The 12,051-nt window shown below is 69.0% G+C and carries 14 protein-coding genes; 4 read left to right on the top strand and 10 right to left on the bottom strand.

Annotated features, from left to right (window positions below; genetic code table 11):
- Positions 1 to 4 precede the first annotated feature (4 nt).
- Positions 5 to 973, bottom strand: coding sequence for a sigma-70 family RNA polymerase sigma factor (locus nbrcactino_RS10895; protein ID WP_161927366.1), 969 nt, complete (start codon positions 971 to 973; stop codon positions 5 to 7).
- Positions 974 to 1,083: 110 nt separating this feature from the next.
- Complete coding sequence (locus tag nbrcactino_RS10890) at positions 1,084 to 1,485, bottom strand: DUF3099 domain-containing protein (RefSeq protein ID WP_161927365.1); 402 nt, start codon at positions 1,483 to 1,485, stop codon at positions 1,084 to 1,086.
- 82 nt (positions 1,486 to 1,567) lie between these two features.
- Here nbrcactino_RS10890 and nbrcactino_RS10885 point away from each other — a divergent pair, with 82 nt between their 5' ends.
- A complete protein-coding gene (locus nbrcactino_RS10885; RefSeq protein WP_161927364.1) occupies positions 1,568 to 1,801 on the top strand; it encodes a DUF3039 domain-containing protein in 234 nt (77 codons plus the stop codon).
- 18 nt (positions 1,802 to 1,819) lie between these two features.
- Here the strand turns inward: nbrcactino_RS10885 and nbrcactino_RS10880 are convergent, their stop codons facing one another.
- Entirely contained in the window at positions 1,820 to 2,887 is a 1,068-nt protein-coding gene (locus nbrcactino_RS10880) for a YihY/virulence factor BrkB family protein (RefSeq protein ID WP_161927363.1), read from the bottom strand.
- A 137-nt stretch (positions 2,888 to 3,024) separates the two neighbouring features.
- On the opposite strand from nbrcactino_RS10880, the gene nbrcactino_RS10875 reads away from it, so the two are divergent.
- Positions 3,025 to 4,707 (top strand): DEAD/DEAH box helicase, encoded by a 1,683-nt coding sequence (locus tag nbrcactino_RS10875; RefSeq protein WP_161927722.1) that lies wholly within the window; start codon positions 3,025 to 3,027, stop codon positions 4,705 to 4,707.
- Between the two features lie 104 nt (positions 4,708 to 4,811).
- On the opposite strand, the gene nbrcactino_RS10870 is transcribed toward nbrcactino_RS10875, so the two are convergent.
- The 4 genes from nbrcactino_RS10870 to ppgK form a co-directional block, all read right to left on the bottom strand.
- Positions 4,812 to 5,018 (bottom strand): DUF7455 domain-containing protein, encoded by a 207-nt coding sequence (locus nbrcactino_RS10870; protein WP_161927362.1) that lies wholly within the window; start codon positions 5,016 to 5,018, stop codon positions 4,812 to 4,814.
- A 309-nt stretch (positions 5,019 to 5,327) separates the two neighbouring features.
- Positions 5,328 to 5,618 carry an HNH endonuclease signature motif containing protein gene (locus nbrcactino_RS10865; protein WP_161927361.1) on the bottom strand — a complete coding sequence of 97 codons (291 nt, stop codon included), beginning with the start codon at positions 5,616 to 5,618 and terminating at the stop codon, positions 5,328 to 5,330.
- A 246-nt stretch (positions 5,619 to 5,864) separates the two neighbouring features.
- Positions 5,865 to 7,364 carry an RNA polymerase sigma factor gene (locus nbrcactino_RS10860; RefSeq protein WP_161927360.1) on the bottom strand — a complete coding sequence of 500 codons (1,500 nt, stop codon included), beginning with the start codon at positions 7,362 to 7,364 and terminating at the stop codon, positions 5,865 to 5,867.
- 197 nt (positions 7,365 to 7,561) lie between these two features.
- On the bottom strand, positions 7,562 to 8,383 hold the full coding sequence (gene ppgK, locus nbrcactino_RS10855; RefSeq protein WP_161927359.1) for a polyphosphate--glucose phosphotransferase: 822 nt from the start codon (positions 8,381 to 8,383) through the stop codon (positions 7,562 to 7,564).
- A gap of 73 nt (positions 8,384 to 8,456) precedes the next feature.
- On the opposite strand from ppgK, the gene nbrcactino_RS10850 reads away from it, so the two are divergent.
- A complete protein-coding gene (locus nbrcactino_RS10850) occupies positions 8,457 to 9,338 on the top strand; it encodes an inositol monophosphatase family protein (RefSeq protein WP_228460777.1) in 882 nt (293 codons plus the stop codon).
- 32 nt (positions 9,339 to 9,370) lie between these two features.
- Here the strand turns inward: nbrcactino_RS10850 and cei are convergent, their stop codons facing one another.
- Positions 9,371 to 10,057 carry an envelope integrity protein Cei gene (gene cei, locus nbrcactino_RS10845; RefSeq protein ID WP_161927357.1) on the bottom strand — a complete coding sequence of 229 codons (687 nt, stop codon included), beginning with the start codon at positions 10,055 to 10,057 and terminating at the stop codon, positions 9,371 to 9,373.
- A 340-nt stretch (positions 10,058 to 10,397) separates the two neighbouring features.
- On the opposite strand from cei, the gene nbrcactino_RS10840 reads away from it, so the two are divergent.
- Entirely contained in the window at positions 10,398 to 10,697 is a 300-nt protein-coding gene (locus nbrcactino_RS10840) for a DUF4193 domain-containing protein (RefSeq protein ID WP_161927356.1), read from the top strand.
- A 27-nt stretch (positions 10,698 to 10,724) separates the two neighbouring features.
- Here the strand turns inward: nbrcactino_RS10840 and nbrcactino_RS10835 are convergent, their stop codons facing one another.
- Together nbrcactino_RS10835 and nbrcactino_RS10830 are read right to left on the bottom strand one after the other, a co-directional pair.
- Positions 10,725 to 10,988 carry a DUF5703 family protein gene (locus nbrcactino_RS10835; protein WP_161927721.1) on the bottom strand — a complete coding sequence of 88 codons (264 nt, stop codon included), beginning with the start codon at positions 10,986 to 10,988 and terminating at the stop codon, positions 10,725 to 10,727.
- Positions 10,989 to 11,019: 31 nt separating this feature from the next.
- A complete protein-coding gene (locus tag nbrcactino_RS10830; RefSeq protein WP_161927355.1) occupies positions 11,020 to 12,030 on the bottom strand; it encodes a YncE family protein in 1,011 nt (336 codons plus the stop codon).
- Positions 12,031 to 12,051: the final 21 nt, after the last annotated feature.

Genomic DNA, 12,051 nt, shown 5'->3' with positions numbered 1-12,051 from the left:
TCGGTCAGACGGCGTAGGCGCGCAGACGCTCGGCACGATCGCCGGCGCGCAGCTTCACCATGACCTCGCGCTCGATCTGGCGGACCCGCTCGCGGGACAGTCCGAATGCCCGGCCGATCTGGTCGAGCGTGCGCGGCTGGCCGTCGTCAAGGCCGTAACGCATCCGGATCACCTGCTGCTCGCGGTCGTCGAGGGTGGCGAGCACGCTGCGGATGTCGGAGTGCAGCAGTCCGGCGATAACGACATTCTCGGCCGAGGTGGCCTCGGTGTCCTCGATGAAGTCGCCGAGCGGCGCCTCCTCGTCGGTGCCGACCGGCATGTCCAGGCTCACCGGGTCGCGGCTGTGGTCGAGCAGATCGGCGATCTTCTCCGCCGGGATGCCCGACTCGGCGGCCAACTCGTCGTCGGTGGCCTCGCGGCCGAGCTGCTGGTGCAACTCGCGCTTGATGCGGGCGAGCTTGTTGACCTGCTCGACGAGGTGGACGGGCAGGCGGATGGTCCGGCTCTGGTCGGCCATGCCGCGGGTGATCGCCTGACGGATCCACCAGGTGGCGTAGGTGGAGAACTTGAAGCCCTTGGCGTAGTCGAACTTCTCCATCGCGCGGATCAGACCCAGGTTCCCCTCCTGGATGAGGTCCAGCAGCGGCATCCCGCGACCGGTGTAGCGCTTGGCCAGCGACACGACGAGGCGCAGGTTCGCCTCCAATAGGTGGGCCCGGGCCTGGTCGCCCTGGCGGGCGACCTCGGTCAGATCGCGCTTGCGGGCCGGGCCGAGTCGGGGGCGGGTGGCCAGCAGGTGCTTGGCATACAGCCCGGCCTCGATCTGTTTGGCGAGTTCGACTTCTTCTTCGGCGTTCAGGAGTGCGGTACGGCCGATGCCGTTGAGATAGACGCGCACCAAGTCGGCTGATGGCGATTGCGCATCGAGGTCCGATTCGGTCAGAGCGGGGCGAACAGCGGACTTAGTCGTCATGGGCGGCCTCCTGGGTTCGAGTGCGTACAAACCCCTCAACGCCCACCGGTGCCCGAATAGTTCCCGCGATGGCGAACGGGCTCCTGAGAAGTGGCTGAAAACTCCGGGCGCTACTGCGAGGAATCGCCCGGGGAATCGCCCACGGTCTCGCCGGGGAGCTCGCGCGGATCGGCGAGTTCGGAATCGACGACGGTCGACGGGGCTTCCAGCGCCGCTTCGGCTTCCTCCCGGTGGTGGCCGTAGTGGTATTCGGCCACCTCGTTGCGGCTGCGGGCCGGCCGGTCGTTGGCCACGAGCACCGCCACCCACGGCAGCGGGATCGAGACCGCGACCACCGCCAGCGCGAGAAGCCCGTTGTGCGTCCATCCGTAGACGATGCACGCGAGGATCAGCGCGGGCACGCGGAAGGCCATCATGATCAGGTATTTGCGGACGCGTGCGCGGTGCTGCTCCTCGGGGCTGTTCTCAGCCCGGGTGATGAGGAACGCCTCCTCGGCGGCATGTGCGCGCATACCTCCACTGTCCCACCTCGGCGTGCCGAGCGCACCCCCGGGTTCGGTTGGCGTTCGAGGGCGCAGGCGTCACAATGGATCCATGGCTACCGAGACCATTGAACGGCCCGAGGTCGACGAGCGGACCGACGACGGCACCGACATCCCCAAGGTCTTCCACTACGTGAAGAAGGACAAGATCGCCGAGAGCGCGGTCATGGGCAACCACGTCGTGGCGCTGTGCGGCGAGGTCTTTCCGGTCACCGCGGCACCCAAGCCCGGGTCGCCGGTGTGCGAGAAGTGCAAGAAGATCTACGAGAAGATGCGCAAGGGCTGATTGCTCCTCGTCGGCCTGCTACTCCTCGGCCCCGGTCCGGGGTCGACGCGCCAGTGCGCCACTGCCCAGCCGGGCCGGCAGCCCCTTGATGCCGTCGGTGACCCCGGCGGCGAGTTCGGCCCGCTGTTCGTCGAGCCAGTGCCGGGCCCGCACGCCGCGCGACGGCGATGACGGCCACAGGGACTCGATCGTCGCGTTGAGTTCGGCGCCGAGGACGATCGCGAAGCCGAGGAAGAACGCGAAGAGCAGGAAGGCGATCGGGGTCGCCAGCGCGCCGTAGGTATACCCGCTGCGGGTCAGCGCGGCGAGATAGAGGCGCAGGATGTAGGTGGCGAGCCAGAAGACCGTCGCCGCCACCACCGCGCCCGGGAGCAGCCGGTGCCAGGGCAGCGGGTGGCGCAGGGCCAGGTGGTACAGGGTCGTCAGCATGAGGATCAGCACCAGGCCGACGAGCGGGAAGTAGGCGATGTCGATGACCGTCGACACCGTCGGGCCCCACGACGGGGCGACCATCCGCCGCAGCAGGCTGGGCCCGATGGCGACGAGGGGGAGGACGACCACCGCCCCGGCCAGGAACGCGACGTACACGATGAGGGCGAAGATGCGCTGCCACACCGGGTTGCGCACGCTTTCCTGATGGTGGGCGGTGGTGATCGCGGCGATATAGCAGGACATCGCCGACGATCCGGCCCACAGCGAGATGACGAAGGCCACCGAAGTCACCCCGGCGCGGCCGCGGTTCAGCATGCTGTCGAGGGTCGGGCCGATCAGGTCGTCGACGACGTCGGGGGTGAAGGTCCGTTCCGCGAGTCCCACGATCCGGTCGTGGATGATCGTCGTGATGTCGGGGTTCATCCAACCCAGGAAGTAGCCGATGCTGCCGAGCAGTCCGAGGATCAGCGGGGCGAAGGAGAGTGCCTGCCAGAAGGCGGCCTGGGCCGACCAGCCGATGATTCCGTGGTCCCACGCGCCGACGATCGTGCGCCACACCAACGTGGGGATCCGTCGCCAGAACGGGATACCGGCATCGTCGGGCACCGCCTCGTCGGCGTCGTCGGTGGAGTCGGTGGCGTGGTCGTCGGTCATGACCTGCTCCACCTTTCCCGATGCAGACGCGGCGCCGTGGGTGGCGCGCCGCGCGGTCGGGGCACTAGTAGACTCGGAGGGGTTGTCCGACCGCTAGAGGAGTGTATTCGCGCGTGACATCTGATGCTGTGTCGGCCATGCCGTTGCGCGCGTGGCAGCGCCGGGCGCTCACCAAATATCTGACCGGCAAACCGCGCGATTTCCTCGCCGTCGCCACCCCCGGAGCCGGAAAGACGACGTTCGGTTTGCGGATCGCCGCCGAATTGCTGGCCGACCGGACGGTCGAGGCGGTGACCGTCGTCGCACCCACCGAACACCTCAAGCACCAGTGGGCGCAGGCCGCCGCGCGGGTCGGGATCGCGCTGGACTCGAACTTCTCCAACTCGACCGGCGCGACCAGTTCAGACTTCGACGGCGTCGTCCTGACGTACGCGCAGGTGGCCTCACACCCCTCGCGCCACCGGGTCCGCACTGAGAACCGGCGGACTTTGGTGATCCTCGACGAGGTGCACCACGCGGGCGACGCCAAGTCCTGGGGGGATGCCATCCGGGAGGCGTTCGACGACGCGACCCGACGACTCGCGCTGACCGGTACGCCGTTCCGCTCCGACGACTCGCCCATCCCGTTTGTCGTTTACGAGCCCGAACCCGGCGGTGGCGCGCGATCCAAGGCCGACCACACCTACGGCTATGCCGACGCCCTCGCCGACGGGGTCGTGCGTCCGGTGGTCTTCATGGCGTACTCCGGCCAGGCGAGCTGGCGCACGAGCGCCGGCGAGGAGTACACCGCCCGGCTGGGGGAGCCGCTGTCGGCCGAGCAGACCGCGCGGGCATGGCGCACCGCCCTGGATCCACACGGCGACTGGATCCCGGCCGTCCTGCGGGCCGCGCACACCCGGTTGACCCAGCTGCGGAACTCCGGGGTCCGCGATGCGGGCGGTCTGGTGATCGCCACCGACCAGACGGTGGCGCGCGACTACGCGGAGCTGCTTACCGCGATTTCGGGGTCCAAGGTCGCGCTGGTGTTGTCCGACGATCCGGGCTCGTCCAAGCGCATCGCCGAGTTCGCCGAATCCGACGACATGTGGATGGTTGCGGTGCGCATGGTGTCCGAGGGTGTCGACGTTCCCCGGCTGGCCGTCGGCGTCTACGCGACGAGCGCGGCGACGCCGCTGTACTTCGCGCAGGCCATCGGCCGCTTCGTCCGATCCCGCCGGCCGGGGGAGACCGCCAGCGTCTTCCTGCCGTCGGTGCCGGTGCTGCTCGACCTGGCCAGCCAGCTCGAGGCCGAGCGCGACCACGTCCTGGGCAAGCCGCACCGCGAGGAGGGCCTCGACGACGCGCTCATCGCCGAGGCCAACGCGCAGGTCGATGAACCGGGCGAGGATGAACCCGCCTTCCAGTCGCTGCACGCCGACGCCGAGCTCGACCAGGTCATCTTCGACGGCTCGTCGTTCGGCACGGCGACCTACGCCGGCAGCGAGGAGGAATCGGACTATCTCGGCCTGCCCGGGCTCCTTGACGCCGACCAGGTGCGCGAGCTGCTGTCCCGCCGTCAGAGCGAGCAGATGTCGAAGCGCACGGCCGCGGCTGCGGCGAATCCGCGAGACGGCGCCCCGACGACCAGCACGGCGGCGGCGACGCTGCAGTCGCTGCGCAAGGAGCTGAACTCGTTGGTGGCTTTGCACCACCACCGCACCGGTAAGGCCCACGGCGTCGTGCACCGCGAGCTGCGGGAGCGGCTCGGCGGCCCGCCGACGGCGATGGCCACAGTCGAGCAACTCACCGAAAGGATTCGGGTGCTGCGGGAATGGCGCTGACCCAGCCGTCACCCACAGGGCCGTCACCCACTAGCCGGCGAAACAGCGAAACGCCGCGAGTCTTCAGGCTCGCGGCGTTTCGCTGTCGTAGGTGGATCAGCCGGTCAGACCAGTTCGGCGGTCGGCTCGGTGATGGTCGCGCCCATCTTCGCCAAGCCGGCTTCGTGCTCGGTGAAGTGGTGGCGGCAGAAGAAGAGCTCGCTGCCGGAGGGGAGCACGGCGATCACCTTGGCTGCTGCGCTGCAGCGGTCACACCGATCGGCAGCGGTCAGCATGCGCGTCGTAGTCGTAGTCGTAGCGGTGGTGGTCATGGTTCCTCCGTCCCGGGCGAACAATCGTCCCTCGTGAGAGTAGGCGAGGAATTCCGCCTCTTCACACTCTGTCAGACGTTTGACGGTTCCGGTTTGTTCCCGAGCCCCGGTGTGTCGGATCCCACGTCGCGTTTTCCGGCACCGCTGCAGTGGTCGGAGGCCGGACCGGGGTTGGTCGGCACCGTTCGTGCGCCCGGCGTTGTGCTGGCGTAGTGGACCGGCCCCGACCGGGGCCGCTTTTCGCTATGGGGTTCTCAAGGTACGTGCGCAGCCCCTTCGGAGGCTGCTCTCATCGGGCCGCGGCTGTTGTTAGGCGGCGGCGTGGTCAGCGAGGGTGAGGGTGCGTCGGTGGTGGCAGCGGTAGGTGTGGTGATGCAAGCTGCACAGCAGGACGGTGTTCTTGACGTTCGTCTCCCCACCGTCGGCCCAATGCTGAATATGGTGAGCTTGCTTGGATTGGGCCCGCTCGCTGGCGCTCCCGGCGCCCGGGCACCACGACGGTGGCTTGCCGCAGCCGGGGAATTGGCATCCGCCGTCGCGTGCTTCTAACGCGCGGCGGAGGGTGCCGGTGACGAATGCGGCGAGTTCGTCGTGGTTCATGTGCCCCCCAGGCTCGGGTTCGCGCCATATTGTGCGGACTCGAGTTAGAAACTGTGTGCTGATGTCCTTCTATCTACATCCTACACTAGATCAGGGGTCTGACAACCGCAGATTTATGGTTTGACCTGCAGTGACAATGGAGAAACAGTGAGGCGCCCGCCCCCAATTGGTGGGGGCGGGCGCCTTTGCTGTTTCGATGTCAGGTGACGCGCGGTCAGGTCGATGCGCGCGGACCTCGCTTAGCTTCTAGTCCAAGTAGTCGCGCAGGACCTGTGAACGCGACGGGTGACGCAGTTTGCTCATCGTCTTCGACTCGATCTGCCGGATCCGCTCACGGGTGACCCCGTAAACCTGGCCGATCTCGTCGAGGGTCCGCGGCTGGCCGTCGGTCAGGCCGAAGCGCAACCGGACCACGCCGGCCTCGCGCTCGGACAGGGTCTCCAGCACCGACTGCAGTTGGTCCTGCAGCAGGGTGAAGCTGACCGCGTCGACGGCCACAATGGCCTCGGAGTCCTCGATGAAGTCGCCGAGTTGGCTGTCGCCCTCGTCGCCGATGGTCTGGTCCAGCGAAATGGGCTCGCGCGCGTACTGCTGGATTTCCAGCACCTTCTCCGGCGTGATGTCCATCTCCTTGGCCAACTCCTCCGGAGTCGGCTCGCGACCGAGGTCTTGGAGCAGCTCGCGCTGGATGCGGCCGAGCTTGTTGATCACCTCGACCATGTGCACGGGGATGCGGATGGTGCGGGCCTGGTCGGCCATGGCGCGGGTGATCGCCTGACGGATCCACCAGGTCGCGTAGGTCGAGAACTTGTAGCCCTTGGTGTAGTCGAACTTCTCCACGGCGCGGATCAGACCGAGGTTGCCCTCTTGGATCAGGTCGAGGAAGGCCATCCCGCGGCCGGTGTAGCGCTTGGCGAGGGAGACCACGAGGCGCAGGTTCGCCTCCAGCAGGTGGTTCTTGGCCTTGGTGCCGTCGTAGGCGACCTCGCGCAGCGCGCGTCGCTGGGCCATCGGCACCTTCTCGCCGGAGGCCTGCAGGCGGGTGAGGAGCTCGGCAGCGTACAAACCGGCCTCGATCCGCTTCGCGAGCGCGACCTCCTCCTCGGCGTTGAGCAGTGCGACCTTGCCGATTTGCTTGAGGTAGGCACGGACCGAGTCGGCCGAGGCGGTGAGCTCGGCATCCTTGCGGGCCTGCCGCAGCGCCTCGGACTCTTCCTCGTCCCAGACGAAATCGCTGGACTCCTTGGCGTCCTTCTCGTCCTTGCCGCCCTTGGCGTCGGTGGCCTTCGAGTCGGACTCGTCCTCGTCGCCGGCATCGGCGATATCGGCCTCTACGTCGTTCAGATCGACGTCGGCATCATCGATGTCTTCGATCGAGTCGGGACCTGCGTCCAACTCGGTCTCGTCGACCTGCGGATCCTGCTCGCCCTTGGTGGTTGCCTTCGTACCGGGGGCAGCCTTCTTGGCAGCGGCCTTCTTCGCCGGAGCCTTCTTGGCGGCGGCCTTTTTCGCCGGAGCCTTCTTGGCGGGCGCCGCCTTCTTAGCCGGAGCCTTCTTGGCGGCGGCCTTTTTGGCGGGCGCGGCGGTCGTCGCCGTCTCGGCGGACTCGTCGTCCTTCTTGGCGGTCGCCTTGCGCACGGTCTTCGAGGCGGCGGCGGTCAGCTTCTTCGCCGTGCTCGCAGCCTTGCCGGCCGTGGTCTTCTTCGCCGGGGCGGACGTGCGCGCGGTGGTCTTGGAGGCAGCCACGGACAACCTTTCGAACTCGCAACGGGGCAGCGTCGTGAGACGGGACGGGCAACCGGAATGCGGCTGTGCCGGTGGCGATGTACGACGCGCGGGGTGGGTCTGGTGTGGTTGTGACCGATCGAGCGATCGTCGCAACGCGTTCCATTGTAACGAAACACTCAGGTTTGGGCGGTAACCACCAGGTCAGGCGGCAGGCCTCAGGGCCGCAGACCCGCTTGTGCGGCCATCGCCGCGCCGACGATCCCGGCCGTGTTGCGCAGCGTGGCCGGCGCCGCCGGGGTCGAATTGGTCAGCAGTGGCAGCCACTTGTGCGATTTGCGGCTGATCCCACCGCCGAGGATGAAGAGCTTGGGCGAGAACAACTTCTCATACTCCGCCAGCACCCGGGACAACTCTTTCGCCCACCGGGCGTAGCTCCAGTCGTTGTCCTCCTTCACCCGGGCCGACGCCCGCTCCTCGGCGATCGCGTCGCCGACCTGGAGGTGCCCGAGTTCGGTGTTGGGCAGCAGCCGACCGCCGTCGAACAGGATCGCCGAACCGATACCGGTACCGAGGGTCAACATGATGACCACACCCTCGACGTCGTCGACCTGGCCGCCGTAGCGCGCCTCGGCGAGGCCGGCGGCATCGGCATCGTTGAGCACGGTGAACCCCTCGGCGGACACGTGCTCGCCGAAGAGGGCGTACGCGTCGGTCCCGATCCACCCCTTGTCGATGTTCGCCGCGGTCCGCACAACCCCGTCGACGACCACGCTGGGCAATGTGATCCCCACCCGGCCCGTCCAGGAGAAGTGTTCGACGATCGCGGCCACCGTGGTCGCGACGGCCTTCGGGGTGGCGGGCTGGGGGGTTTTGATCTTGTGTCGATCGCCGACGAGGGTTCCGGTGGTGAGGTCGACGATCCCGCCCTTCACCCCGGATCCTCCGACGTCGACCCCGAAGGCGTAGCGGGGATCGCCCGGGTCGATGGCGACCGGCTCCGGTTCGGCGGTCGTCGTTGCGGTCGAAGCAGCGGACATCGGATCGGCCCCTCTCGGCTCATGCGTCACGGTCGGACGGCGATGGGCCCAGGCTATCGGGGACAATGGGAGGGTGAGCACTTCTCCCGCGAAACCCATCGGCCCGGATTGGACGCCGGCCCAGTTGGTCGAAGTGGCGGTTGCCGTCGCCGAGACCGCGGCCGACCACGTACGCCGCCGCCGCCCGGAGCTCTTCGCCAACGGCGCGGCCAATCGCGGTGTGGTGCAGACGAAGTCGGCTCCGACCGATCCGGTGACGGTGGCCGACACCGAGTCCGAGGACGTCATCCGCGCGGAACTCGCCCAACGGCGCCCGGGGGATGCCGTCCTGGGTGAGGAGGGCGGAGGCGACCGCGAAGCGCCCAGCGGAATCCGGTGGGTGGTCGACCCCATCGACGGGACGGTCAACTTCCTCTACGGGATCCCCGCCTACGCGGTCTCGGTCGCGGCCCAGGTCGACGGCCGGTCGGTGGCCGGTGCGGTGGTCGACGTCGCACGGGGCGTGACTTACCACGCATCACTGGGCGGCGGGGCCTTCCGGACCGACGCCTCGGGCACGATGGCGCTGTCGGCCAGCGCGGCGACCGATCCGGCGCTGGCATTGGTGGCCACCGGCTTCGCCTATTCGGCCCAGCGTCGGCGCGAGCAGGCCCGGATCCTGTGCGACCTGCTGCCCGCCGTCCGCGACATCCGGCGGATCGGCGCCGCAGCCATCGACCTGTGCCTGGTCGCAGAGGGATCAGTCGACGCGCACTACGAGCATGGACTGTCCCCGTGGGACTGGGCGGCGGGGGCGCTCATCGCTGCCGAAGCGGGGGCGGTGGTCATCACCCCGTCGGCCGACTCGCGGTCCGACGCCGGCGACGTCACCGTCGCGATCGCACCGGGGCTCGCCGACCCCTTGCGGGCGGTGCTCGACGGGTGCGGCGCGCTCGCCCCCCTGCCGCTGGCCTGACCGGCACGCCGCGGGTTCGGGACAGTCCCCGGTCAGCACCGCCCGGAGTGGACCGCCCGGATCAGGGCCGGGTCGACGCCGGTCTTGTTGCGGGGGTCGGCCGACCGCAACGCCTCCAGGGCGGCCTGCGCATCGGCGGACTGTTCGGTGCCGGTGAAGTACTCGCCGAGCACCAGGTCGACGTCGGTGCCGGCGCGGCCGTCGGTCACCAGCTGCGCGCATGGGACGGCCAACGACAAGGCCGCGGCACTGGCCTTGCCGGCCTCGCCGAAGCGGATCTGGCCGACACAGTTCAAGTCCCGGTTGGGGTAGACGGGGTCGTCGCCGATGGCGTTGTCCTGGACCGGGGTGAACCCCTGGTTGATCAGCTCGTCGGCGATGGCCTGGGCCTTGCCGCGGTGATTCGACGCGTTGAGCACGCGCACACCGAAGGTCGCGAGGGCAGCCGGTGCCACATCGACGAGGTCGTCGCGGTTCATCGCGGTCAGCTTCGGGGCGGGTGCGGCGTTCGGGGCCGCGGGGACCGCCGAGGCCGCCGACGGTTGGTTGCAGTCGACGGGGACACGCGAATCGGCGCCGCCGGTGAGCGCCACCGTCCAGACGACCGCACCCAGGGCGGCGAGGATGGCGGTGGCGATGATGGCCGGGGTGGGTACGCGCCGGCGGAACGGGCGGCCGTTGTGGTCCTTCGAGTAGCCGTTGGTGATTGAGGCGACCACGCGCACCCTTCCTACTCGTCCTGCAGCGGTTCGTTCTGCCGTGTGCTCCACGCCGAAAACGATGGCGGCGCGGATCTGCGATTCACTGTAGCGGGGTGATGGGAGCGGAGGGTGGACGCCGCGCCCGCGGCGGATAATTGACTTCGCGTCGGCGCCGCGCTAGATTGCGCCTGCCTCGAAACAGCCACCCCGCGAAGCAGCAATGACAAAGTGTGATGTAAATCACAGGGAAAAACGGTTGATCGCGGCAACAAATCCGGGAGTCGCGGCGTTGGAAGGCGACACCGGCGGAGACCACCAGGCGTGCAGGCGCTAGCGACAGGGGATAGGAGCCAGAGACATGGCCACTGATTACGACGCACCACGGCGGACCGAATCTGATGACATCAGCGAAGACTCGCTCGAGGAGTTGAAGGCGCGGCGCAGCGAGGCGCAGGCGGCATCGGTGGACGTCGACGAGGTCGAGACCGCCGAGTCCTTCGAGTTGCCCGGCGCCGACCTGTCCGGTGAGGAGCTCTCGGTCCGGGTCGTGCCCAAGCAGGCCGACGAGTTCACCTGCTCGCGATGCTTCCTCGTCTACCACCGCAGCCGACTGGCCCGGGAAAAGGGCAACGAGCGGATCTGCATCGACTGCGCGTGAGCACACGCCCCGAGTTGGGCGGGCCGGTCAGGCCAGTTCGATATCGGGGCGCGAGACTCGCGGCCGCAGTCGGCTGCGCTTGCGGCGCAGCAGCACGGTGCGCGAACCGTCGGGATAGAGTCGCGTTCGTTTTAACTCCCAGCCGCCGAACTCCGCCTGGATCGCCAGGCGCATGGTCGCGCTGATCCTCGTCACCTCCGGCGGCAACCGCAGCAGCAGCGCTTCGACGTCGTCGGCGACCGTCTCGGCCTCCCAGCCCGGAGGCAGCCGCCCGGTGCGCGTGCCGGGCAGGTCCAACGGTTCACCGTCGACGGGGGGAGTCTCAGGGCTGGACACGCTGCAGCCCCCCGCCGGTGGCCGACAGCACGAACACCACCCCGGATGCCGGATCGACCGCGATCGAGTCCGGCTGGCGCACGGTGGCGAAGCGGGCCCGCTCGCGCGGCTCTCCGGCGGACAGGTCGTATCCCACCACCCGGTTGGCCGCGGTCAGCGACACCCAGAGCAGGTTGCGACGCGAGTCGTAGGCCAGGCCGTACGGGCCGTCGGCGACCGGGAATCGGAACCGCATGATCAGCGGATTGCCGTAGAACCCGAGCAACTGGCCGTCGCGGGGGTTGGCGACGAGGAAGCGGCCGAACCGATCGGCGATCAACGTCGTCGCGCCGTTGCCGGCGCGCAGCGCGGCACCCCGTTCCCCGCCGTTCGGGTCGACCGTGGTCACCAGGGATTGCGCCCGGTCCAAGACGACGATCTGGCGCCGTCCCTCAAACCGGCCGACAGCGACCTCGTCGACGCGCACGAACCCGCCGATGTCGCGGGTCTGGGTCAGCGCCGCGTCGAGGATCAGCAGGTGGCCGTGCTCGGTGCCGACGAAGACCTGGGGGCCGTCCACCGCGACCGACAACCCCGGTCGGGCCAGCGGGCGCACGGTGGTGGTGCCGTCGGCGGCGATGCGGGCCACCGAGGCGGGGCCGACGGCGACGAAGCCGTCACCGTCGGCGGTGATCGCCCGCACCTCGGGAGTGGCTGCCACCAGGGCCGGGCGGCTCGGGTCGGCGGGGGAGAACAGCGACACCGACCGTCCGTCGCGGGCAATCGCCGCCAGTGATCGGGCAGTCGTGGTGAGCGCGATGGCCGACCCCAATCGCGGCGCCTCGACGACGGCGCCCGCCGGCGGCTCGGCGACCGGCGGCGCCGACAGCGGGGTCTGCGGGGCCACCGTCGGCACATCGGGCCGACCGTGCTCGTCACCCGATCCACAACCCGCCACACCGACGGTCAACACGGCGGTGGCGGCGAGAACGACGAGGGCGTGCGGGCGCAAGGACATGCGCCCTATATTGCCAGCACT

It is taken from the genome of Gordonia crocea (genome assembly GCF_009932435.1).
In the GTDB taxonomy this organism is placed as follows: domain Bacteria; phylum Actinomycetota; class Actinomycetes; order Mycobacteriales; family Mycobacteriaceae; genus Gordonia; species Gordonia crocea.
The sequence above is the reverse complement of the archived record's forward strand: the minus strand, read 5'-3'. Positions and strand labels throughout refer to the sequence as shown.

Excerpts from the sequence above, each read along its gene's own strand:
- nbrcactino_RS10895 (WP_161927366.1), bottom strand. The coding sequence starts at position 973 with ATGACGACTAAGTCCGCTGTTCGCCCCGCTCTGACCGAATCGGACCTC.
- nbrcactino_RS10890 (WP_161927365.1), bottom strand. The coding sequence starts at position 1,485 with ATGCGCGCACATGCCGCCGAGGAGGCGTTCCTCATCACCCGGGCTGAG.
- nbrcactino_RS10885 (WP_161927364.1), top strand. The coding sequence starts at position 1,568 with ATGGCTACCGAGACCATTGAACGGCCCGAGGTCGACGAGCGGACCGAC.
- nbrcactino_RS10880 (WP_161927363.1), bottom strand. The coding sequence starts at position 2,887 with ATGACCGACGACCACGCCACCGACTCCACCGACGACGCCGACGAGGCG.
- nbrcactino_RS10875 (WP_161927722.1), top strand. The coding sequence starts at position 3,025 with ATGCCGTTGCGCGCGTGGCAGCGCCGGGCGCTCACCAAATATCTGACC.
- nbrcactino_RS10870 (WP_161927362.1), bottom strand. The coding sequence starts at position 5,018 with ATGACCACCACCGCTACGACTACGACTACGACGCGCATGCTGACCGCT.
- nbrcactino_RS10865 (WP_161927361.1), bottom strand. The coding sequence starts at position 5,618 with ATGAACCACGACGAACTCGCCGCATTCGTCACCGGCACCCTCCGCCGC.
- ppgK (WP_161927359.1), bottom strand. The coding sequence starts at position 8,383 with ATGTCCGCTGCTTCGACCGCAACGACGACCGCCGAACCGGAGCCGGTC.
- nbrcactino_RS10840 (WP_161927356.1), top strand. The coding sequence starts at position 10,398 with ATGGCCACTGATTACGACGCACCACGGCGGACCGAATCTGATGACATC.
- nbrcactino_RS10830 (WP_161927355.1), bottom strand. The coding sequence starts at position 12,030 with ATGTCCTTGCGCCCGCACGCCCTCGTCGTTCTCGCCGCCACCGCCGTG.